Genomic DNA, 22,040 nt, shown 5'->3' on the forward strand with positions numbered 1-22,040 from the left:
CAGACCCGCCAGGCCCCTCAGGCCCACCGCGTCACGCGCGAGACGAGCGCTCCGAGCAGGCGCATCGTCGCGAACGCCAGCGCCGAGAACACCAGCGCCACGACGACCATGCGGTCGACGAGCGAGAAGCGCAGCGTCTCGTTGAGCATCCACCCGAGCCCCGAGGTGAGCCCGTAGATCTCGCCCGCCAGCACCGAGGTCCAGGCGACCAGGCCGCCGAACACCAGCGTGCCGCGCAGCTCGGGCAGGATGGCGGGCAGCACGACGCGCAGCCACAGGTTGAGTCCGCGCACCCCCAGGGTGCGCGGGTACTCGGTGACGTGAGGACTGAGGTTCGCGACGGCGTTGGTCGTGCCCACGATCAGGATGAACGAGACGCCGAAGACGACGAACAGCACGGCCGAGAGGTCGGTCGCGCCGAACCAGAGGGTGAACAGCGGGGCCATCGCGAGACCGGGCAGCATGCGGAAGACCTCGGCGAGACCGCCCACGCTGAGACGCACCGGACGCACCGCCGACAGCAGCAGCCCCAGTCCGATGCCGACGACGAGCGACAGCAGCAGCCCCACGACGACCCGGACGAGCGTCACGGCACTGTTCGCGGCGAGCGCGAGCACGGCACCCGGGACGCTCTGCGCACCGCCCGTGCTGGTCGCGGTGACGCCCCACCCGCCGCTCCAGTAGTCGCTCACTCCGAGCAGGCCGGTTGTGGCGACGGTGACGAGCGAGGGCATCACGCGGTCGCCCTGCGGGGTGGTGGCGGCGAAGACCTGCGCGACGACCTCCCAGGCGACGAGCGCGACGACGAGTCCCGCGATGACGCTGAGGGGCGACGGACGCGTCCGCAGGAGGAGCCGGCGCGCGGGTGCCGCGGCGGTCATGACTGCATCCTCGCCGGAGCCTGCAGCACCTCGAGCAGCCGCGAGCGGATCGCGTCCGCCTCGACGTTCATCCGCAGGTCGTCGCCGCGGGGCCGCCCGAACGGCAGGTCGATGTCGTAGCCGACACGACCGTCGGTGACGACGATGATGCGGTCGGCGAGCTTGAGCGCCTCGTCGACGTCGTGCGTCACGAACACGATGGTCTTGCCGGTCTCGCGCCAGAGCTCGAGCAGGGTCTCGTGCAGGTTGGCTCGGGTGAAGTAGTCGAGCGAACCGAACGGCTCGTCCATGAGCAGGATGTCGGGGTCGTTGGCGAACACCGCCGCGATCGCGACGCGTTTGCGCATGCCGCCCGACAGCTCCTTGGGCCAGGCCCGCTCGCGCCCCTGCAGGCCGACCGCTTCGATGAAGTGCCGCACCCGGGGCAGCCACTCCGATACGAGCACCCGGCGCATGCGCGGACCGAACGAGATGCTGTCCTGCACGCGCAGCCACATCGGGATCGCGTCCTGCTGGAAGACCATGCCGAGGTTCGCGTCGGGGCCGGTGACCTCGGCCCCCTCGGCGAGGATGCGCCCGCCGGTGGCGGGCTGGAGTCCGGCCATGCAGCGCAGCAGGGTGCTCTTGCCCTGGCCGGAGGGGCCGAGGATGCAGAGGAACTGTCCGCGCGGCACCGTGAGATCGAGCCCCTTCAGCGGCGTCACCGCCTGGGTCCCCGTGCCGAACGAGACGGTGAGGTCGGTGATCTCGAACGCCGACGGCGTGCGGGTGAGGGGTGCGGAGGTCATGATCGCCTTCTGTCTGAGTGGGTCACTGCCAGCGGGTGAACAGCCGGATGACGCGTTGGAGGAGGAGGTCGAGGAGGATGGCGGCCACACCGATCGCGAGCGACAGCGCGAGCACCGCCGAGACGTCGCCCTGGCTCGCGCGGATCGCGATGATGCGGCCCGCGCCGAACTGCGATCCGAGCAGCTCCACGGTGGTCTGCACGGCGATCGCCGTCGACAGTGCCACCCGCAGGCCCGCGAGCACGGCCGGGAGCGCCGCCGGGACAACGACGTGACGGAACCGCCGACCCGCGTCGATGCCCTGGGTCGCCGCGTACTCCTCGATGGCGGGCGGCAGCGAGAGGGCGGCGGACTGTGCGACGAGGCCGACGGTGACGAAGCAGTAGAACGCGACGAGCACGACCTTGCCGAGCGGCCCCTGCCCGAACCAGATGAGGCAGAACGGGGCGAGGACGAGCGCGGGGATCGACCCGAAGACGAACAGGGCGGGCTCGGACAGGTTGCGCACGGACTGCAGCCGGGCGCTGAGGAGGCCCACCGCGGCACCGGCTGCCGAGCCGACGGCCCACGCGAGGGTCGCCATGCCGACGGTCCACGCGATGTTGATGCCGTATCCCGGCGTCCGAACGCCGAGGTAGGCGAGCCCGGGGTCGGCGACGAAGCTGCGGGTGAAGCTCGTCGCGACCTCGACGGGAGTCGGCAGCACTGCGCGGTAGCCGATGAGCACGGCACCGATCTGCCACACGACGAGGAAAGCGACCACACCGATGGCCCGCCACTGCCAGCCTCGCACCCGTGGACGCCGCATCCCCCGCCCGGCGCGGGCGGCCGGGCGAGAGGCGGGGAGGGTCGCTGTCAGCATCCGCTCACTCCCCGGCGGCTGCCGCGAGCCGATAGGCGTCGAGATAGTTGCGCGCGTCGTACTGGGCCTGGGCGGAGGTCTTGAGCTCTCCGTCGGGCGCTGCAGCGAGGGCCTCGTCGGCGGCGGTCCGGTACTCCTGCAGCGCCGCCCAGATGTCGCCGGCGATGCTGAGCTGATCGGGCGTGTGCCCCTCGGCGATGACGCCCTGAGCCGCGATGCTGTCGATCTGCGCACCCATCACGGTCTCGAAGAAGAAGGGCGCTTCCTCGTCCTCGTAGAACTCGGCGGCGTCCTCGAAGGTGCGCAGCGAGTAGAGCCCGTCGAAGGTCGCGGCCAGGTCCGCAGCCGAGAGGTCGGAGCCGGTGTAGCTGTTGAGGTAGTCGATGTAGTCCGCGGCGACGCCCTCGGGGTCGGCCTCGAACTCGTCGACGAGGCGGTAGATCACCGAGGCGTAGCGCAGCAGCGTGTCCCAGTTGTCCTCCGCGAACTCGGTCGTGGTGAGGTAGCCCGAGAAGGTGGCTCGCAGCGAGACGGTCTCATCGGCCGGAGAGTTCTCGATGACGTCGGGCAGCGCGACGAGCGACTCCCAGCCGTCGCCGAGCAGGCGCACGATCTCCACGGCACCCGTCGGCGAGACGAAGTCCGCTTGGCCCGCCTGGGCGGCGCGCACGATGTCGGGATTGGCGAGGTAGGTCACGTTCCACGCGCCCATGTCGGTGCCGGCGGTGCTGGTGATGAGCTGGTAGAAGGTGGGCACGACGCCGTCGCGCAGGATGACGTCCTGACCGTCGAGCTGCGACAGGACCGCGGCGAGCGCCTCGTCGTAGTCCTTGCCCGACTCCATCTCGTCGGCGAGCGTGCGGTACTTCCCCTCGGGCGCGAGGATGCGGTATCCGTAGAAGACGTCCTGGATCTGGAAGGCCACGACGTTGTCGACGTTGTCCATCTGCGAGATGAGCGCCGGCGGGTAGCCCGACCCGACCTCGATCTGACCGTTGAGAAGCGGCGTCACGGCGGCGATGAGATCGGCTTTCACGCCGACCGGAGCGGGGTCGAAGGTGATGCCGACGTCCGAGAAGTAGCCGCGGACGGCACCGGCTGCGGCGAGCATCTCGTCGCCGTAGGGGCTGAGGCCGGCTTTCAGCGTGACCTCGGGGATGGAATCGCCGGGCTCGCTCAGCTCGGCCGGCGCGAGCGAGGCGGGGGCCGCGCCCTCTCCGGCCGGGGTGTCCGAGGCGCAGCCTGCGAGCAGGGCGAGGACGGTGAGCGCGGCGGACGCGCCGAGAGTGGCGCGCAGTGCGGGCTTTCGCATGGTGTCTCCTGGTGGTGCGTCGGGTGGGTGTGGTGCGTCGGGTGGGTGTGTGGTGCGTCGGATGGGTCTGGTGCGTCGGCGGATGCGGGCGGTGCGGGAATCACGCAGGGGCACGCGATGCGGACGCCGCGTCGACCTCGAGCACGCGGGCGCCGACGACCGGCACCCCGCTGTAGAGGTCGTCGACGAGCTGCGCGTGGTGGTCGAACACGACGCGGCGGACGATCTTGCCGCCCGCGGTGAGCTCGCCGTCGTCGGCACGGAGCGCGCGGGGCACGAGGAGGACCCGGCGGACGCGCTCGGGCGGCGACAGCCGGCTGTTCACCTCGTGCAGCCCGTCGAGGAGGGCGTCGTCGTCCGGATGCCGTCCGAACACGATCGCGCTCAGGTAGGGCCGCCCGTCGCCGACGAGGAGGACGTCCGGGACGCCCAGCACGATCCGCATCCGGTTCTCGGTCGGCTCGGGCGCGATGTTCTTGCCCGTCGACGTGACGAGGAGGTTCTTCTTGCGCCCGGTGATCCACAGGAAGCCGTCGTCGTCGAGCGAGCCGAGGTCGCCGGTGCGCAGCCACCCGTCGACGAAGGCATCGCGCGTCGCCTCCGGGTCGTCGAGATACCCGACGAAGATGTTCGCGCCTCGGGCGAGCACTTCGCCGTCGTCGGCGATCCGCAGCTCCACCCCGGGCAGGGCGCGCCCCACGCTCCCGGGCCGCTGCGCGTGCGGTGCGCACAGGGTCAACGCGGCGGAGCTCTCGGTCAGGCCGTATCCCTCGACGAGCGGTACGCCCGCCCGGGCGTAGGCGTCGAGGATGGCCGCATCGATCGGCGCTCCGCCCGTGAGCGCGTACTTCAACCGGGTGCCGAAGACCTCGCGCAGGCGCTGCGGATCGCCGCCCACGCGGTGATAGGCACTCTCGAACAGCCGCGGCACTCCGGGCACGTAGGTCGGACGGCTCTGCCGGATCTGCTCGAGGAGGTCCGGTGTCGCGCCGCTGCCGTAGACGAGCTCGCCGCCGAGGGCGAGCGTGGAGAACTGCTGCAGCCGAGCCGAGACATGGGCCAGCGGGAGGTAGACGAAGGCGTGCTCGCGATGCTCCGCCCCCTCGGGTCCGGCCGCCTCGAACGCGGCCGCCGCACTCACGACGGCGATCCAGTTCGCGTGGGTCAGGATGCAACCCTTCGGGGCGCCGGTGGATCCCGACGAGAAGACGATCGAGAAGGTCCGGTCTTCCGGCACTCCCGCCGACCGACGCTCGACGACCTCGCTCTGGGCGGCCGTCAGCTCGGCGGGGCCGGCGAGCGCGACATCCGCGCCCCCTTCGGCCAGCCGCAGCACGACGGCCGACGTCGGCGGCAGGTCGTCGCGATCCGTGACGACGACCGCCGGCCGGGTCCGAGCCAGGAGGTCCGCGACCTGGTGCACCGACGACGTCGGGTACACCGGCACCGACGGCGCGCCGATCGTCGCGGCGGCGAGGTCGACGACGGTCCACGCCGGCGAGGTCTGCGCGACGATCATGACAGGCGCCTCGGCTCCCGCCCCGGCGTCGGCGAGGATCGCAGCCGCGCGACGCACCTCGTCGTGGAGCTCGCCGTAGGTGCGCGACACCCACGAACCGGCGCGCTGATACCGCTGCGCGTTCGCCGCATTGCCCGCGCGCAGGTGCGACGAGAGCCAGGAAGCGATCGGGGTCATGATTCCACCTAATGGAAGAGGTATCTATCTGGTGGTATCAATCTAGATGGCCGCCTCCGCGCGAGCCGTCGATTTCGCCCATTCGTAACAGGCCTTTTACACGTCGGCGAGGCACCCGCTGCTCCCCGGACCGCGAACGCGCGAGTCCCCGCGACCGTCATCCGGCCGCGGGGACTCGTGCTCGTGCTCGGTCAGTCCTGCATCGAGATGCCGGTGAAGTCGATCCACCAGCTCTTCGGCTGCTCGTAACCGGTGACCGCCGCCGACATCGCGCGGGGCGCGGTGTCGTTGACGACGAAGAGCCAGGCGGCATCCTCGGTCACCAGGTGACCCACCTCGGTCAGCAGCGCGGCGCGCTCCTCGTCGTCGACCGTCGTCAGGGCCTGGTCGTACAGCGCCTCGGCCTCGGGGTTGCAGTATCCGAAGAAGTTGCCGTCGCAGCCGAACCAGAAGCCCTTCCAGCTCGAGGGCTGCTCCAGGCTGAAGGCCTGGTTGGCGGCCTGCCATCCGGTGTCGCCCTCACCGAGCTGGGCGTACATGCCCGAGAAGTCGACGGGCTCGAGCGAGACGTCGATGCCGACGGCGGCGAGCTGCGTCTGCAGCGCCTCGTTCATCGACTTCGCCTGCATCGCACCCGACCCGGCGGTGATGTAGCCGACCGTGACGTCGAGCCCGTCCGGGTAGCCGGCTTCGGCCAGCAGAGCTTTCGCCTTCTCGGGGTCGTAGTCGTAGAGGTCGTCGTCCTCGGTGTAGTACAGGCTCGCGCTGGCGAACATCTGATGCGCGGGCACCGCTGTGCCGTGCAGCAGGTCGTCGGCGATGGCCTCACGGTCGATCGCGTAGTTCATCGCCTGGCGCACACGGATGTCGTCGAACGGTGCCTCGCCCGTCATGAGCTGCCACGACCACTCCCAGTCGAACGCGTTGCCGGTGGCGACGAAGCCCGCCGACTCGAGGCTCGCGAGGTCGTCGGGCTGAGCGGCCTCGATCCAGTCGACACGGCCCGAGCGCAGGGCGGCGGTGCGGGCGGACGGGTCGGGGATGAGCTCGACCGTCAGCCGGTCGAGCTGGGGCACCTCGCCCCAGTAGTCGTCGTTGCGCACGAACGAGATCGACTGGTTCTGCTGCAGTTCGTCGAACACGAACGGTCCGGTGCCGACGGGGTTCGTCGCCTGGCCTGCGGCGCCCGACTCGTCGAGCGAGGTGGGGCTGGCGAAGTAGACGTTGTAGAGGTCGGCGAGGAAGAACGCGAAGGGCTGGTTGAGGGTGAAGGTCACCGTCATGTCGTCGACCTTCTCGACCGAGTCGACGAAGTTCAGCACCGTGTAATAGGTGATGAGCACGGGGTCGTAGTTGGGGTCGGTCTCATCCATGTACCGGTCGATGTTGTAGATGAGCGCATCGGCGTCCCAGTCGGTGCCGTCGTGGAAGGTGACGCCGTCCTGCAGGGTGAAGGTGTAGCTGAGCCCGTCGTCGGCGACCTCCCACGACGATGCGAGGGCGGGAGCCACCCCGGCGGGCGCGTCGGGGTCGGATACGTCGCGCTTGGTGAGGCCCTCGTAGACGAGGTTGCCGATCAGCCGCTGCCCCTCGTACCCGGCGGTCGTGATCGCGCCGGTGTCGAGGCTCGGGAACGACGCCATCTGCGAACCGATGACGAGCGTCTGCTCGCCGTCGGACGACGACAAGGTGCCGGCTGCGCACGACGACAGGGCGAGGGAGGCGGCGAGGGCGACGGTGACGCCGAGCAGCGTCCGGCGTCGCGGTGAGGTGAGGGATGGCATGGTTCTCCTGGAGGTGGAGGCCACGTCGCAACGGGGCCGGTGAGTGGGTGCGGGATGGTGCCTTCAGGCGGGGATCGGGTGACGTGCCGCCAGAAGCTCTCGGGTGTATGCGTCCGACGGTGCACTCAGCACGTCGGCGGTGCGCCCGCCCTCGACCGCGCGGCCGCGGTTGAGGACGAGCAGGTCGTCGGCGATGTGCTCGACGACGGCCAGGTCGTGGGTGATGAAGAACATGGCGACGCCGAGCTCGGCCTGCAGCTCGGCGAAGGTGTTCAGCACCTGCGCCTGCACCGACTTGTCGAGCGCCGACACGGCCTCGTCGCAGACGAGCAGCTTGGGGCGCCCGGCGATGGCTCGGGCGATGGCGATGCGCTGGGCCTGGCCGCCCGACAGCTCGTGCGGGTAGGCGTGGGCGTAGTCGGCCGAGAGGCTGACGGTCTGCAGCAGATCGGCGATGCGCCCCCGCCATTCACGCCGCGCGACGCCCTGGGCCGACAGCTGGAACGCCAGGCTCTCCCCCACCGTGGCGGTGGGGTTCAGGGCGTTGCGCGGGTCCTGCGGCACCAGCTGGAAGTCGCGTCGCGCACGCCGCAGCTGGGTGCGGTTCAGCGCGAACAGGTCGCGGCCGGCGAGCCGCACGGTGCCGGCATCCGGCTTCATCAGGCGCATGACGATGCGGCCGAGCGTCGACTTGCCGCTGCCCGACTCGCCGACGATCCCGAGCGTGCGGCCGGGTTCGATGCGGAAGTCCACGCCGTGCAGCGCGGTGAAGTCGCCGAACGTCTTGACGATTCCCTGGCCTTCGAGGATGGCGCTCACTGGGCGAACCCGCTTTCTGCTGCGACGGCGTGGCCGGGGGCGACCTCGAGGAGCGGCCCCCAGTCGCGGCGCGTCCGCACCGCCTCGGGGACGACGGCGAGCTGTCCGCGGGGCACGCCCGCCGAGGGCTCGGCCGCGAGCAGCGCACGGGTGTAGTCGTGACGCGGCGATCCGAGGAGGGTCGGCGCGAAGCCGAGCTCGACGATCTGACCGCCGAGCATGACGGCGACGCGGTCGTGCGGTTGCGACGCGATGCGGGCGGCGATCCCGATGTCGTGGGTGATGAATAGGATGGCGGTGTGCAGCCGGTGCCGCAGGTCGTCGAGCAGCCCGACCACGTGGGCTCCGACCGAGGCGTCGAGGGCACTCGAGGGCTCGTCGGCGACGATGAGCTCCGGTCCGCAGCTGATCGCGATGGCGATCGCGATGCGCTGCCGCATCCCGCCCGACACCTCGTGCGGATAGCAGCGGATGACGCGGCGGGGTTCGCGGATCTGCACCTGGTCGAGCAGCTCGACCGCGCGCTCCTTCGCCGCCGCTCGGGTCGCGACCTGCCGGTGCTGCAGCAGCGTCTCGACGATCTGCGCGCCGATCTGCCGCATCGGGTCGAGCGACGAGTTCGGGTCCTGCGGCACGACGCCGATGCGGTCGCCGTGCAGCGCCCGCAGCTGGGCGCGGGATCCGGCCACGAGGTCGACGCCGTCGAACACGGCGCTGCCGGTCACCGTGGCGCTCGGCGGCGCGAGACCCGTGATCGCGCGGGCGAACACGGTCTTGCCGCTGCCCGATTCTCCGAGCAGCACGGTGACCTGGCCGCGCTCGAGGCCGAGTCCGATGCCGTCGATGACGGTGCTGGGCGTCTTGCCCGGGCGGGGGAACGAGACCCGGATGTCGGTCGCGTCGAGCACGAGCGGCACGGTCGGCGCGAGGGCTCCGGCGGGGACGGAGGCGAGCAGGTCGCTCATGACTGCGCTCCCTTTCCGGCGATCGCGTCGCGCAGGCCGTCGCCGACGAGCGGGAACAGCATCGAGAGCATGAGGATGACGACGACCGGCGCGAGCGCGAGCGACACGTCGGTGTAGATCGCGGCCTGCATCTCGAACAGGATCGATCCGAGCTCGGGCTGCGGCGACGGCACCCCGAGGCCGATGAACCCGAGTCCGCCCGCGATGGCGACGTTCGCGCCGACGAGCGACGTCGAGTACGCGAGCACGGCCGGCAGGGCCACCGGGATGATCTGCCGCACGAGGATGTCGACGTCGGTCGCACCGCTCGATCGTGCGGCCGTGACGAAGTCGAGGTCGCGGATGCGGGCCACCTCGGTCTCGGCGATGCGCGCGACCGGCGCGATCCACACGAGCGTCAGGGCCAGGATCAGGGTGCCGAGTCCAACGCCGAGCGAGATCGCGAGCAGCAGCGCGAGCAGCACGCCGGGGAACGCGAAGAGCAGGTCGACGCCGCGCATCAGGATCGTGTTGACGGTCTTGTTGGCGAGTCCGGCGATCGTGCCGATCGCGAGTCCGAGCAGCGTCGCGATCACGATGGGCACGACGCCCGCGATGAGCGAGGTGCGGGTGCCGTAGAGCAGGCGGCTCAGCATGTCGCGCCCCTGCGTGTCGGTGCCCAGCAGGTGCCCGTCGGTGAAGAACGGCGAGAGCCGGGTCGACAGGTCGCCGGTGAGGGGATCGGCGATCGGCAGCAGCGGCGCGGCGACGGCGAGCGCGGCCAGCAGGACGACGACCGACAGTGCGACGCGGCTGCGCAACGGCATCCGTCGCAGGATCGAACGGCGGCGGAAGCGCGGTGCGGCCTCGACCGGCACCCGCTCCCTGACGAAGATGGAGGTCACGCGCGTCCCTTTCTGATCCGCGGGTCGAGCAGGGCGTTGACGACGTCGGCGAGCAGGAGCACGACGACGAAGATGACGGCGATGAGCAGGGCGACGGCCTGCACCAGCGTGTAGTCGCGCAGCCCGACCGACTGGACGACGAGGGCGCCGAGCCCGGGGATGCTGAAGATCTGCTCGACGAAGAGAGCGCCGCCGAGCATCGTCCCCACCTGGATGCCGAGCACCGTAATCATCGGCGGCAGCGCGTTGTGGTGGGCGTGCACGGTGATGCGCCACGGCGAGAGCCCGCGGGCGCGGAGGGTCGGCAGCAGCTCGGATGCCGACAGCGTCGAGATCGAGGTCTTCAACGATCGGGCCATCTGGGCGCCCGGCGCGAGCGCCAGGGCGATCGCGGGCAGGGCGAGGTGCGTCAGGACGTCGACGGCGGACCCGTCGCCGCGGGTGCTGATGCCGCCGGCGGGGAAGAGCGGCAGCAGCACGGCGAACGCGATGAGCAGCAGCAGGGCGACGGTGTACTGCGGCGCCGACAGGAACAACGCCTCCGCCGCGTCGACCGCGCGGCGCAGGCCGCGCCACGGCGACGTCGCGAGGTTGCCCATGACGAGGGCGAGGAGGATCGCGATGACGCTCGCGGCCGTGCCGAGCAGCAGAGTGTTCTGCAGGGCCGGTCCGATGATGTCGGTGACCGGACGGCCCTGGCTGTACGAGTAGCCGAGGTCGCCCGAGAACAGGTGGCCGAGCCAGATCGTGAATTGGGCCAGGAGGGGCTGGTCGAGGCCCATGACCGTGCGCAGCCGGGCCCGCTCGTCGGGCGTACTGTCGGTACCGAGGATCGTGAGCGCCGGGTCTCCCGGAATCGCTCGGATCGCGAAGAACACGACGATCGCGATGAACAGCGCCGTGACGATCGTCATCGCGAGCCGTCCGACGACGAGCCGGATGAGCCGGTTTTGCGCTATGGCTTTGTAGTCCATAATTGGAATTAGTAGTGGAGCGGTGTTACGGCAGGGTTTCCGAACCGTGAAAGTGTCGAACACGGCATCCCGACACGGCGCCCCGTTAGCATCGACGAATCCGGCACGACGCGGCAGCGCGCACCTCCGCCGGCGAAAGGACTGAGATGGCCCTGCGGCACGCGATCCTCGCAGCACTCTCCCGCGGTCGTCCGCGCACCGGATACGACCTCAATGCGAGCTTCAACGACGTGAACGACCGGGCGTGGCACGCGAGCCCGTCGCAGGTCTACTCGGAGCTCGCGAAGATGGAAGGCCTCGGCCTCATCGACATCACGGAGCGCACGGAGCGCGGGCGCACGAGCTATGTCATCAACGACCAGGGCCTCGACGAGCTCCGCCGCTGGCTGCTGCACGACCAGCCGGATCACGGCATCCGCGACGACGCCTCGCTGCGCCTGCTCAACCTGTGGGTGCTCGATCCGGGCGACGCCGATCGCCTGCTCGACACCGAGGTCGCCTTCCAGCGGCAGCGTCAGTTCAGCCTGCGACACCTGCTGCTGAACTGGGACGACGACCGCGAAGACCCCGACAGCGCCGTGTGGCGCAGTCGCCGGGCGCTCTACACGCTGTGGCTGCGCCAGACGGATCTGATGCTCGAGTGGCTCGACGAGCTGCGGGCCGTGCTCCACGACCCCGCGAGCCCGTTCCCCGAGCTGGTGACGGGCGCGGTCCCCGAGAAGGTGTGAGCTCTCGCGACCGCGCCCGCCCTCCGGCTCAGGCGCCGATGGTGGCGAGGTCGGCCGCGGTGCGTCCGTATCCCGGCGTCGTGAATCGGCGCTCCCACGCCGCATCCGGCGCGAGCAGCTCGCGCCACGGCGCGACCTCGACGTAGAGGACGCGCAGCGAGTCCAGCGCGCTGTGGTGCAGGGCCTCGCCGTCGGTCGAGACCGCGTCCTCGGGAACCGCGACGTCGAAATTCTTCATCATGCCGGTGCGCGACGTCGTCTCGACGCAGACGTTCGTCTGCAGGCCTGCGACGACGAGGCGCGTGACGTCGAGGTTGCGCAGGATCTGGTCGAGGTCGGTGTTGAAGAACGCGTCCCACCGGTGCTTCTCGATCACGACGTCGCCCGGCGCCGGCGCGACGGCGTCGAGGATGTGCGATCCCCAGTCGCTCTCGGCGCCGATCGGTGACTCCTCCGCGGCGGGGGCATCGGCGAGCAGCCGGCGCATACTCGGCGTCATGTCGGCGCCGTCGGCCCGCGACGTCTGCCGCGTGTAGATCACCGGGATGCCGGCTTCGCGCGCGGCGGCGAGCAGCGTGGCGCACTCGGCGACCACGCGCTCGAACTCCCAGATGGGAGGCCAGCCGAGCGCACTGCGGCGCTCGTGCTGCAGGTACATGTTCTGCATGTCGATCATGATCAACGCGGTGCGAGCGGTCATGCCGTTCCCAATCTCGTAGTGTGGTTTGATAGTCCAATTCTGTTATAGAGTCTGGATGTTTCTTCAGTGTTTCCGCTACGGAGGTCTGCGTGTCCGCATCGTCGAGGTCGGCAGCCCTCTCGCCCGCGAGACGCCGGAGGGTCTTCGCCGTGCTCGTCGCGGCCGCCGCGCTGACGATCCTGGACGTGTCGAAGCTCGGCATCGCCCTGCCTGCCATACAGGCGGACATGGGCGGCGACCCCGCCACGGTGCAGCTCATGCTCGTCGGCTACACGCTGGCCTACGCCGCGACGCTCGTTCCCGCGGGGCGGATCGGCGACGTCCTCCCCCGGCGCACCGTGTTCCTCACCGGCGCGTCGATCTTCGTCGTCGCGAGCATCGCCTGTGCCGTCGCGCCGACGGCCGAGCTGCTCGTCGCGGGGCGGATCGTCGAGGGGGTCGGCGCGGGCCTCCTCATGCCCCAGGTGCTCGGGCTCATCCAGCGCATCTATCCCGCCGCCGAGCGCGCACGTCCGCTCGCGACGCTCGCCGCCGTCATGACGGTCACCTCGCTCGGCGCGCCGGTGCTCGCGGGGGTCATCATGGATGCCGCGGGCGACGCCCTCGGCTGGCGCCTGCTCTTCGTGGTGACGGTGGTCGCCGGCCTCGCCGTCGTCCCCCTTGCCGCCGTCATGATCGTCGAGCCGCCCTCCGTGCGGCGCGCCGGCTTCGACGGGGGCGGCGCGGCCCTGCTCGGGTTGGGCGTGGTGCTCGCGATCGCCCCGCTCTCGGCGTCATCCGGCTCGCTCCCCGACACCCTCTGGCCGTATCTCGTCACCGCCGCCGGTCTCGTGCTGCTCGGAGCCTTCGTCCTGCACGAGCGCCGCGTCGCCCGCAGCGGCCGCGAGCCGCTCATCGACCCCGCGCTTTTCAGCCTGCGCCACTTCGGCGCGGGGGTCGCCGTTTCGGGTTTCATGCACGCCGCGGCGACCGGCGGCACCCTCATCGTCACGATCGCGCTGCAGCAGATCGTCGGGCTGTCGCCGCTCGAGACCGCGCTGTGGATGCTGCCGTCCGCCGTCGCGAGTCTCATCGGGGCGTGGATCGCCTCGCGCGTGGGAGCGACCAACGGCCCCCTCGTCGCGATCGGCACCGGCGTCGGCGCGCTCGCCCTGGCCGCCATCGGCTTCGCCTTCGGGTTCGTTCCCGCCGACGCGCTCCCCTGGGTCGTCGTCGCGCTGCTCAGCATCAGCTCGCTCGGCGCAGGAGCCGCCGCCCCCGCCAATCAGGCGCGCACCCTGCAGTTCGCCCCCGAGCACCGGTCGAGCGTCGCGGGTTCCCTCATCCAGTTCGCCCAGCGGTCCGGCTCCGCCATCGGCATGGCCGGCGCGCTGGTCGTGTACTACACGTTCTTCGCCGTGCCCACGATCGGCGGCCAGCCCGCCGCAGGTCCCATGCTCGCCCTGTGGGTCGTCGCCGGACTCCTCGCCGTCGGCGGCGTCATCGCGACGCTCGACCATGTGCGCAACCGCGGGGCGATCGGGATCGGTGATGCGCCCGACCAGCACGGCGGGAAGCCGGCGGAACAGGCGTCGCTCGTCGGTCAGGTCCCGATCAACTCACACTGACTCACCTGGTTGTCATCCCTCTACGACGTCACGTCGCATCCCACCTGCGCCGTCCAGCGAATCATCGGCGCACAGAGACGGATGATCTGAGGATCCGTGCGCCTCCTGCGTCGTACGCCTCGAGAGTCAATGAGGACGGCGCTGTCGCCGAGGCGAGCGTCCGCTCGATGACTCGATAATCCGCCGGTCCTCCGCGGAGATCTATGGACACCGGCGACCCCGACCCGACGATACGCAGCTCGGCGACGGACTGTCCGAGAATCGCTCGTAGCGCCACCCGCCCGTCGGAGAAGCCGTGCGCCTCCGCCAACACCCCCGAGATATCCGCGCCCCCGAGGAACGCGAAATGAATGTCTATCTGCCCCTCGAAGATGAGGCCGATACGGTGAATCGTCCCGCCAGCGATCGTGGCGGCGCTCGGCCGTACCACCGTGCGGAGGGCGGAGGTTCCGTAGCTGACCAGCATCCGGTCACTTCCGCGTCGCAGCGTGAAGCTGGAAGCAAAGAACTCGGCGGTTCCCGCACCTTCCGCAAAGCTCGACCCGTCCGAGAATGTGATCTCGTCACCGGGCTTGAGCAGCAGCGGGATGCGTTGCACACATTCACCGGACTGCTCGGTGATGAAGGTGAATCTCACTCCTCGATCCCAGTATCCCCACCCCGTGACGAACTGCGCCCGGCCCGCGGCCGACTCGGTCCGCTGGGCGAACAAACCCGTCGTCAATTCGGCGCGAGTTGCGTCGATGACGGGATCCGACGAGGTTCGACCCGCAAAGTAGCGCACCGACGTTGCCGCCTTGCGAGTCGAGAAGCTCTGTTGTGGGCCAACGGTTTCCCAGCCCTCGGGTAGCTCCGTGTCGTTGGTTCCGACGACCACGGTTCCCATCCGAGGGCTCCACAGCGTGCCCAGCTGGCGCGCCGAGAGGTTGCGTCCGTCGTAACCGCCATATGCTCCGACCGCGTAATAGAACGGCCGCCTCGCGAACAGATACTCGTCACCCACCGTCCCGCGGCCGATCTTCGTGAAGCGTTCGCTGACGAGTGCAGGGAGAGATCTGTCCGCCTCATCACGCTCGAGCTGACTGGGTCCGTCGGGCGCGATCCTTCCGTACATCCATGTTCGCGGCGACGTGTCGGGCTTGCTGAGCGCGCGAATCGGCTGAGTAGCGGTGGCGAAGGCCGAGCGTGCAGCGACTTTTTCCTCGCGCGTCGGGAAGAACGTCGCCAGGCCCGGGACATCGTCGAGGAACACCTTCGCGAGCGCAGCACGATCGCTCAGATCTTCAGGCGGCCTCGAAAGGCTGGCGACGACGTTTCGGGAATGAAGGGAAGGCACATGCGACATCGCGCCGCCACCGGGCTCCGAGATCACCGAGAAGCGTGTGAAGTCGATGTAGTTCTTCACGAGCCGGACGAGCGAGGGGTGCTGCGTCTGCGTATAGAGCCAGGCCGCGTCCGGAAGCGCGACCGTGAAGTTGTAACCGAAATCGATGCCCAGCGGCTCATGGGGAAAGCCGGCAGGAGCAACACCGTGAGCGCAAAGGAATTCGATCCGCTCGTTGATATGCGTCTGATCCGTCGTCGGGTTTGTGAGCACCTGCAGAGATCTCTGAGCCCCCACCACACCGGCCAACACCTGATTGAAGTAGCGAATCGGGGGCGCCCAATGAGGGGATTCAGGGTTCATGAACCAGATGACCGCGCGCTCGATGCTCTGTCGCAGTTGCAGACGACTCTCGTACGAGACGCCGAACTTGCGCAGCGCCTCGTAGGCGTCAGACTGCGCGACGATGCCGAATGTGGTGGCCGCGAGAGAAGGGCGCCCCTCGTACTCCGGGTACGTTCCATCGGGGAACTGCAGCGCGGTGTAGTACGCGATGGCGGCTTCGAGGCGGGAAAGGAGCTCGGCATTCCGGTACAGGCCGCTTGATCGGGAGTTCCACGGGCGTTCGTTGGCGTAGAACCAAGCGAGCGTCGCGGTGTGCTCCATGATCCGAGCGTTCGTATAGGTCTGCGTGCTCGCTGGGCGCCACCATCCGCCGCCCATGAACCCGTGATAGACACCTCCATCAACGATGTCGTTCGCCATAGGGGCCGCGCTCATGAGATATCGAGCGAACACTTGCTCCTCCGGTGCGAAATCCGTCCGCACCGGCGGGGCCACCTGCTGTACCAGCGGCAAACCGGTCGTGGTGGCTCTGGCGCTCTCCACCGATGGCAGCGGGAGTGCAGCGGCTCCGAGTCCAGCGCCTATTGCCGCCCGCACGAACGCGCGTCGGGACCAGCTTTGCCGATCCCGTGAACCATCTGAGGACTCCCCCATGCCGACCACCCTCCGCTCGCCACTGACATTGCCCACCAAGCTAGCGACTGAGCGGAACGAACGACAGGATGGGGTGGTTTGGTCAGCCCGCGCAGCCCGGCGCGTCAATCGTCACGGGGGTGTCGCGCACCATCGGCGTGTGCCAGACCTGCAGCGGGCCGTACTCGCCGCCCGGCGTTCCGGTGAACGTCGCGGTGACGGTGTGCGAGGAGGCGGGCTGATTCTCGACGTTGATCTTCACCGCGGGACGACCGAGATGCTCGACCGGCGTCGCCTCGACCGGGTTGCCGCCGATCGATGCGGATGCGAAGGTCGAGCCCACCGGGCCGTAAAGGACGAGGTCCGTGCTGATCACGCCCTTCGGGAAATAGCGCGCGGGGGAGATGTAGTCGGCGAGATCGTAGACCTCGTTTTGCTGAAGCGTGGAGGTGAGCGTCGAGTTGACAGTGAACGAGGGCGCGACGGTCGCGTCGATCGCGCAGACATCGGAACTGAGCGAGATCGCCGTGTCCATGTAGTAGTCGAGCTTGCCCTCGGTGATGTCGTTGACGTACGACCCGACCATCGTGAGTTCACTATTGTCGACTGGCAGCCGACCGGTCATGCGGCTCCCCTCGATGATCTCGGCCTCGGCCTCCGAGGTCGGAACGTAGAGGATCCGACCTTCATCTGCCGCCCGCGCCACCTGGTCGACGAGGGCGCGCGGGTCCGACACCGATGTCACCGAATCGAACACAGCGCCGGCCGCGGCGGCGAAGTAGGCGTCCTGAACAGCCGGACTCGCAAATCGGAAGTACACCTCGTTCAGCAGCGTTGGGACAACATTCGTCGAGTCGAGAGTGTCTCCGTTGGGCAGCGAGACCGGACCGGTAGCGGCCATGATGTAGCTGAGTGCTACCGGGTCGATCGAGACCGTCCCGTCGATGGGTGTCCCGAACTCTTCCTGCCAGAACGCCCCCATGATGCGCGCCGAATCCGCGAAGTCCGGTGTAGTGGTGACGTCCTGCATGTACCGACCGATCTTGTCGCCGTAAAGCGCGACCGCCGCCGGATCGAGCTCAACGATCGGGTCGGGGCGACCGTTGTCGAAATCGGTGCTCGACGCCTGCTGCGTGATGGCGATCGCGCCGTTGTCGGCTGTGATCATCACCAGCGAGGCGGGGTTGCCGCCGGTGCCGCGGGACTCGGCGTTGTTCTGCACGAGCACCAGGTAGTTCCGCGGCCCCTCGGCGCCGAGGATTCCCGGGAGGATCGCCAGGGTCTTCTGCGCGGGCTCGACCACCGGCTCGATCTCTGCCAGAGCCTCGTCCAACTGCGAGACGCCGGACGCGACCTGGTCGATGAGTGCGCTCTGATCGATGCCGTCCACGGTCGCCCGAGCATCGGTCAATGCCACGGAGGCCTGGTCGAGGATGTCCGAGGCGACGTCGAGCTGAGCGACGTCGATGCGACCATCTACGGGAGCAAGGCTCGAGAGACTGAGTCCGGACGCGGGCTCCAGCGCGTTGACCACGAGGTTGTCGATCGTCTCCGCGACCTCGCGAACCGCGGTCAGATTGGCCCCCACGACAGGGATCGCCTCACCGAAGCGCCAGAGGCCTCCGTCGGCCTGCTCCTTGGCCTCCGCGGTCAGCGCCTTCAGCTGCTCCACTGTCGCGCGGGCTCCCTCGGAATCGCTGGCGAGAACCTGTTCCTTGGCGGTTGCGGCGAGCGGGATCGCAGTCTGCAACGAGTCGCGGGCCGCGAACGCACGATCGGCGATCGCCTTCGCGGCGAGAGCCCCGGCGACGCCGATCGCGAGGATCAGCAGCAGAATGCCGACCGGCACCCAGAAACGGAAACTGCGGAGCAGGGGGCGCTTCACCTTGCGGGAACGGCGGGACTCTTCAGGCACCAGCACATCCTAGAAGGGCGAGCCTGCACGGACGCCGGAATGGGAACGCGCGTAATGCAGCGACAGGTAAGGAAGCCGTTTACACACTGGACATACGCTGAGGGTAGCCTGATGGTCTGCGATATACCGATCGAGGGGTGCGGTGTGACGTCGGAGGCAAGACATGCGCTTATGACGGCCGACGAGCCGTCAGGACCAGACTCGAACGCGCCAGCATCGCTGGCTTCGCCGCCCCGCACAGCCCCGACGCCCACGGTTCTCGCACCGAAGGACTGGAGACCGGCCTACGCCCGACGTCTACGGGTGACCGACTTCCTCGTACTCATCGCCGTCGTCTTCGGCGCGCAGGTCATCTGGTTCGGCACGGGAAACGTCGAGGTCACCATGCGTGCCGATGTCCGCGTCACCGAACTCTCCTACTGGTACTTCTCCACGGGGCTTGTCCTCGCCTGGATGATGGTGTTGCATCTGATCGACTCGCGAAGCCATCGCGTCGTCGGCACGGGCATGGACGAGTACAAGCGTGTCGTGGACGCGAGCTTCCGACTGTTCGGCTTTGTTGCGATCTTCGCCTTCCTGTCCCAGGTCGATGTGGCGAGAGGATTCCTACTCATCAGCCTGCCGGCCGGGGTCGTCGCACTGGTCGTCGAGCGATGGATGTGGCGACAGTGGCTGATCCGGAAACGCCGCCTCGGCGAGTTCTCCGCGCGGGTGCTGCTCGTCGGTTCAGAGCAGTCCGTGGCACACATCGCGTCCGAACTGGCTCGGACTCCGCAAGCCGGGTACTCCGTCGTCGGAGCGTGCGTCCCCACGGGGCGTATCGCGGATGTCATCCCCGGCACGACCATCCCCATCATGGGCAACGTGAACACGATCGATCGCGCGCTCCGCGTGACCGGGGCCGACACCGTCGCCGTGACGAGTACCGACGACCTGCCAGCATCGAAGGTCAAGCAGATCTCGTGGCAACTGGAGTCGGGCCGCCAGCATCTCGTGCTCGCTCCGAGCATCGTCGATATTGCGGGCCCGCGACTCCACACCCGCCCGGTGGCCGGCCTACCACTGATTCACGTCGAGACACCGCGCTTCAGCGGTGGCCAACGCCTGGTGAAACGGATGGTCGACATCACGGCGAGCGCCATCGGCATCGCCCTCATCAGCCCGGTCCTTGCGTTCCTCGCGATCACGGTGCGTCTGACGTCTCCGGGTCCCGTGCTGTTCCGGCAGAAACGTGTCGGCCTTCGGGGCAGGGAATTCACGATGCTCAAATTCCGGTCGATGGTCGTCAACGCGGAAGACATCCTGCCCAGTCTTCTGGCTGAGAACCGCGAGGTCGGGAACGAAGTGCTCTTCAAGATGAAGAACGACCCGCGCGTCACACCCATCGGCCGGATCATGAGAAAGTTCAGCCTCGACGAACTGCCCCAGCTGTTCAATGTGCTCGCGGGATCCATGTCGCTCGTCGGGCCGCGCCCTCCTCTGCCTTCAGAGGTCGAGCAGTACGCAGACCACGTTCACCGCCGGTTCCTCGCGAAGCCGGGCATCACCGGCCTCTGGCAGGTGAGCGGGCGTTCGACGCTGTCGTGGGAAGACTCGGTGCGGCTCGACCTCTCGTACGTGGAGAACTGGTCGCTCGTCGGAGACGTCGTGATCCTCCTGCGTACGGCCAAAGCCGTCTTCGCGCCCGGCGAGACGGCAGTGTGAGCTGGTCCGCCAGTTCTGCTGCCAGACATACGAGGGTGTTCGTTCATGGGGTCGCGCAGGCGACCCGTCGGAGGCACGGCGCGTTAAGGCCTAGACCTTGAGCCTTACCCGACGAGCTTTCGTCGTCGGCGCCGCCGCGGCGGTGGCGGCAACCGGAGGCTCTCTCGACCGCATCGACTCAGACCCCGCCCGGGCGAGAACCCCCCGGCCCCGTTCGGCACGCTCACTGCAAGCTCTTTTGAACAGGGCGGGTGATACCGCCGTCGTTCACGGTCATTTCGTTCTTGATCGCACGGTTACCATCCCGAACCGATTGACGTCGTTGGAGCTTGCCGCTGACGCGACCATCGAAGTACGCGGCGACCGCCCAGCTCTCACCAGGAAGGGAGAGATCCACGTCCGTGATAGCACCTCCCCCATCGACGCTGGCTCCTCACAACTCGTCGCGCCGGCGGCAGATTTGTCTATAGGCGACCACGTACTCATCTCGGGTCATGACACCATTCCCGGGTCGGTCGACAAGTATGGCTACATCAGGCGGATTGTGGACGTTTCATCAGGCGTCGCCGAGCTGGACAGCCCTCTTCCCCGCCCGATCTCGCGTGCGCCCCGGTACGGCGTCGTCCGGTTCGCACCCACCATCCATCTCTACGGGCGCGGCAAAGTGGTCAATGGCACGCCGGAGGCTTCCACGACGACCCTCATCGACCTGGTCGCAGTGGAGTCACCGGTGATCACCGGCATCGAAGTCGCGAACAACGGAGGACCGGGAATCACGCTCAGTCACTGCTTGGGTGGTGACGTCGACGCTTGGATACATGACCTCCTGGACGACGGCGAGCGTCACTTCGGTTATGGCGTAAACGTTGCGGGAGCATCGCGATACGTGCGGGTGCGTGGGAACATCGCCCGAGTGCGTCATGCTGTCACGACGAGTCCCGGCCCGCCGATCGCAGGCTTCGGGTACGTGGGGGAGCCTGAGGACTGCGTCTTCGAGCCTCGTGCGCGGGACTGCACCAACAAGGCAATCGATACGCATCGTGCCGGGTGGGGAACGAAGATCATTCCGCACGTTCGCGGAGGGTACGGCGGGGTTCAGATCCGATCCGACAACACCTCGGTTGTCGGCGGGAGCATCGTCGACACCGGTGGACCAGCGATCGCTGTCGAGCGTGTAGTCGCGGTAGCCCCGGTCATCGAAGGCGTCGCCATCTCGGGGGTCACGGGCGGCGGAAACGCCATCCTCGCGCTCAGCCCGGCGACGATCCGCAACACCGACATACGAGACTGCTCGGGTGTGGCGATCGTCTTGGATTCGGGCAGCGCTGTCTATGGGGGCTCCGTCGATTTGGGCAACCCCACGGCCGTCGAGTTTCGAGGCGAACGGAACACCGTAGAGGGCATCATCTTGGGAGAGACCGTAACGACGCCTTACCGGCAAACCGGTCGCGCACGAGAGAACACATTCTCCGCGTCCCCGAGGTCTGCCTTGAACTTGCCGGGCCCGGTCTGCACGGAACTCCCCGAGATATCTGGGCTGCCTCAGGTCGGTGCCACTCTGACCGCGTCGACCGGGTCCTGGTCCTTGAACGCACTGGACTTCGAATGGTCGTGGAAGCGAGACGGTATTCGGGTGCAGTCAGTCGATGTCGCTTCTCCGACGAAGTACCGCGTCACCACTGCGGACATCGGCACTCGAATTTCAGTAACAGTCACCGCCAAAAGAGCAGGTCACCGACTCGGCCGGGCAGCGTCCCTCCCGACGAGGAAGGTTCGAACCGCGGGGCGCCTCCACCCGCGCGAACGTCCGCGCGTCACCGGATCGACAAAGCCTGGTGCCTATCTCTATGTGTCAAAGGGGGAATGGGTTCCATACCCGGATTCGATAGACGTCGAGTGGCGGCGCGACAGCGAACCGATTCCCGGTGCGAACGAAAGGAGCTACCAGCTTCAAACGTCGGACCGATTCGCGGTCATCAGCGTGCGAGTCACAGCTCACCGTGAAGGCTTCGAAGACGGCACCCTCATCGTCACCGGAGCACTGGTCAGTGGCCTGGAGGGCCCGCTTGGCCAAGTCTGAGGACTGCGTCATGTTATGCGCATGAGAAGTGCGCGGCAA

The 22,040-nt window shown here is 68.5% G+C and carries 17 protein-coding genes; 4 read left to right on the plus strand and 13 right to left on the minus strand.

Annotated features, from left to right (window positions below; genetic code table 11):
* Positions 1–17: 17 nt before the first annotated feature.
* From BLT21_RS14805 to BLT21_RS14850, 10 genes are all read right to left on the minus strand, one after another.
* Positions 18–881, minus strand: coding sequence for an ABC transporter permease (locus tag BLT21_RS14805; protein WP_091503628.1), 864 nt, complete (start codon positions 879–881; stop codon positions 18–20).
* Positions 878–1,669 (minus strand): ABC transporter ATP-binding protein, encoded by a 792-nt coding sequence (locus tag BLT21_RS14810; protein ID WP_091503631.1) that lies wholly within the window; start codon positions 1,667–1,669, stop codon positions 878–880. Before BLT21_RS14810 ends, BLT21_RS14805 begins: the two co-directional genes overlap by 4 nt.
* A gap of 22 nt (positions 1,670–1,691) precedes the next feature.
* Positions 1,692–2,531 carry an ABC transporter permease gene (locus BLT21_RS14815; protein ID WP_091503633.1) on the minus strand — a complete coding sequence of 280 codons (840 nt, stop codon included), beginning with the start codon at positions 2,529–2,531 and terminating at the stop codon, positions 1,692–1,694.
* Positions 2,532–2,535: 4 nt separating this feature from the next.
* Positions 2,536–3,843, minus strand: a complete 1,308-nt coding sequence (locus BLT21_RS14820; protein WP_091503636.1) for a substrate-binding domain-containing protein — start codon at positions 3,841–3,843, stop codon at positions 2,536–2,538.
* A 100-nt stretch (positions 3,844–3,943) separates the two neighbouring features.
* Positions 3,944–5,539, minus strand: a complete 1,596-nt coding sequence (locus tag BLT21_RS14825) for an AMP-dependent synthetase/ligase (protein ID WP_091503639.1) — start codon at positions 5,537–5,539, stop codon at positions 3,944–3,946.
* Between the two features lie 191 nt (positions 5,540–5,730).
* Positions 5,731–7,323 carry an ABC transporter substrate-binding protein gene (locus tag BLT21_RS14830; protein ID WP_091503641.1) on the minus strand — a complete coding sequence of 531 codons (1,593 nt, stop codon included), beginning with the start codon at positions 7,321–7,323 and terminating at the stop codon, positions 5,731–5,733.
* 63 nt (positions 7,324–7,386) lie between these two features.
* A complete protein-coding gene (locus BLT21_RS14835; RefSeq protein ID WP_091503644.1) occupies positions 7,387–8,142 on the minus strand; it encodes an ABC transporter ATP-binding protein in 756 nt (251 codons plus the stop codon).
* The gene (locus BLT21_RS14840; protein ID WP_091503647.1) at positions 8,139–9,107 is read right to left on the minus strand and encodes an ABC transporter ATP-binding protein; all 969 of its coding nucleotides are present in this window, start codon (positions 9,105–9,107) and stop codon (positions 8,139–8,141) included. Before BLT21_RS14840 ends, BLT21_RS14835 begins: the two co-directional genes overlap by 4 nt.
* A complete protein-coding gene (locus BLT21_RS14845) occupies positions 9,104–9,991 on the minus strand; it encodes an ABC transporter permease (protein ID WP_091503649.1) in 888 nt (295 codons plus the stop codon). The genes BLT21_RS14840 and BLT21_RS14845 overlap by 4 nt, the downstream gene beginning before the upstream one ends.
* On the minus strand, positions 9,988–10,965 hold the full coding sequence (locus tag BLT21_RS14850) for an ABC transporter permease (RefSeq protein WP_091503651.1): 978 nt from the start codon (positions 10,963–10,965) through the stop codon (positions 9,988–9,990). The genes BLT21_RS14845 and BLT21_RS14850 overlap by 4 nt, the downstream gene beginning before the upstream one ends.
* A 146-nt stretch (positions 10,966–11,111) precedes the next feature.
* Here BLT21_RS14850 and BLT21_RS14855 point away from each other — a divergent pair, with 146 nt between their 5' ends.
* Positions 11,112–11,693: a PadR family transcriptional regulator gene (locus BLT21_RS14855; RefSeq protein WP_091503653.1), complete on the plus strand. Its 582-nt coding sequence runs from the start codon at positions 11,112–11,114 to the stop codon at positions 11,691–11,693.
* A gap of 28 nt (positions 11,694–11,721) precedes the next feature.
* On the opposite strand, the gene BLT21_RS14860 is transcribed toward BLT21_RS14855, so the two are convergent.
* Positions 11,722–12,393 (minus strand): cysteine hydrolase family protein, encoded by a 672-nt coding sequence (locus BLT21_RS14860; RefSeq protein WP_091503656.1) that lies wholly within the window; start codon positions 12,391–12,393, stop codon positions 11,722–11,724.
* A 149-nt stretch (positions 12,394–12,542) separates the two neighbouring features.
* Between BLT21_RS14860 and BLT21_RS14865 the strand changes: the two genes are divergently transcribed.
* Entirely contained in the window at positions 12,543–14,000 is a 1,458-nt protein-coding gene (locus tag BLT21_RS14865; RefSeq protein WP_176786941.1) for an MFS transporter, read from the plus strand.
* 61 nt (positions 14,001–14,061) lie between these two features.
* Here BLT21_RS14865 and BLT21_RS14870 read toward each other — a convergent pair whose 3' ends face one another.
* Together BLT21_RS14870 and BLT21_RS14875 are read right to left on the minus strand one after the other, a co-directional pair.
* Positions 14,062–16,089, minus strand: a complete 2,028-nt coding sequence (locus tag BLT21_RS14870) for a hypothetical protein (RefSeq protein WP_143025000.1) — start codon at positions 16,087–16,089, stop codon at positions 14,062–14,064.
* 316 nt (positions 16,090–16,405) lie between these two features.
* Entirely contained in the window at positions 16,406–18,217 is a 1,812-nt protein-coding gene (locus BLT21_RS14875; protein ID WP_176786942.1) for a DUF4012 domain-containing protein, read from the minus strand.
* A gap of 303 nt (positions 18,218–18,520) precedes the next feature.
* Between BLT21_RS14875 and BLT21_RS14880 the strand changes: the two genes are divergently transcribed.
* Both BLT21_RS14880 and BLT21_RS15575 read left to right on the plus strand, forming a co-directional pair.
* Entirely contained in the window at positions 18,521–19,921 is a 1,401-nt protein-coding gene (locus BLT21_RS14880) for a sugar transferase (RefSeq protein ID WP_371113459.1), read from the plus strand.
* Between the two features lie 97 nt (positions 19,922–20,018).
* On the plus strand, positions 20,019–22,001 hold the full coding sequence (locus BLT21_RS15575; protein WP_143025001.1) for a right-handed parallel beta-helix repeat-containing protein: 1,983 nt from the start codon (positions 20,019–20,021) through the stop codon (positions 21,999–22,001).
* The last annotated feature ends 39 nt before the right edge of the window (positions 22,002–22,040 follow it).

It is taken from the genome of Microbacterium sp. cf332 (assembly GCF_900102175.1).
Classification (GTDB): domain Bacteria; phylum Actinomycetota; class Actinomycetes; order Actinomycetales; family Microbacteriaceae; genus Microbacterium.

Bases quoted from the DNA above. Each gene is read 5' to 3' on its own strand.
- BLT21_RS14805 (WP_091503628.1), bottom strand. From the start codon at position 881: ATGACCGCCGCGGCACCCGCGCGCCGGCTCCTCCTGCGGACGCGTCCG.
- BLT21_RS14810 (WP_091503631.1), bottom strand. From the start codon at position 1,669: ATGACCTCCGCACCCCTCACCCGCACGCCGTCGGCGTTCGAGATCACC.
- BLT21_RS14815 (WP_091503633.1), bottom strand. From the start codon at position 2,531: ATGCTGACAGCGACCCTCCCCGCCTCTCGCCCGGCCGCCCGCGCCGGG.
- BLT21_RS14820 (WP_091503636.1), bottom strand. From the start codon at position 3,843: ATGCGAAAGCCCGCACTGCGCGCCACTCTCGGCGCGTCCGCCGCGCTC.
- BLT21_RS14825 (WP_091503639.1), bottom strand. From the start codon at position 5,539: ATGACCCCGATCGCTTCCTGGCTCTCGTCGCACCTGCGCGCGGGCAAT.
- BLT21_RS14830 (WP_091503641.1), bottom strand. From the start codon at position 7,323: ATGCCATCCCTCACCTCACCGCGACGCCGGACGCTGCTCGGCGTCACC.
- BLT21_RS14840 (WP_091503647.1), bottom strand. From the start codon at position 9,107: ATGAGCGACCTGCTCGCCTCCGTCCCCGCCGGAGCCCTCGCGCCGACC.
- BLT21_RS14850 (WP_091503651.1), bottom strand. From the start codon at position 10,965: ATGGACTACAAAGCCATAGCGCAAAACCGGCTCATCCGGCTCGTCGTC.
- BLT21_RS14855 (WP_091503653.1), top strand. From the start codon at position 11,112: ATGGCCCTGCGGCACGCGATCCTCGCAGCACTCTCCCGCGGTCGTCCG.
- BLT21_RS14860 (WP_091503656.1), bottom strand. From the start codon at position 12,393: ATGACCGCTCGCACCGCGTTGATCATGATCGACATGCAGAACATGTAC.
- BLT21_RS14870 (WP_143025000.1), bottom strand. From the start codon at position 16,089: ATGGCGAACGACATCGTTGATGGAGGTGTCTATCACGGGTTCATGGGC.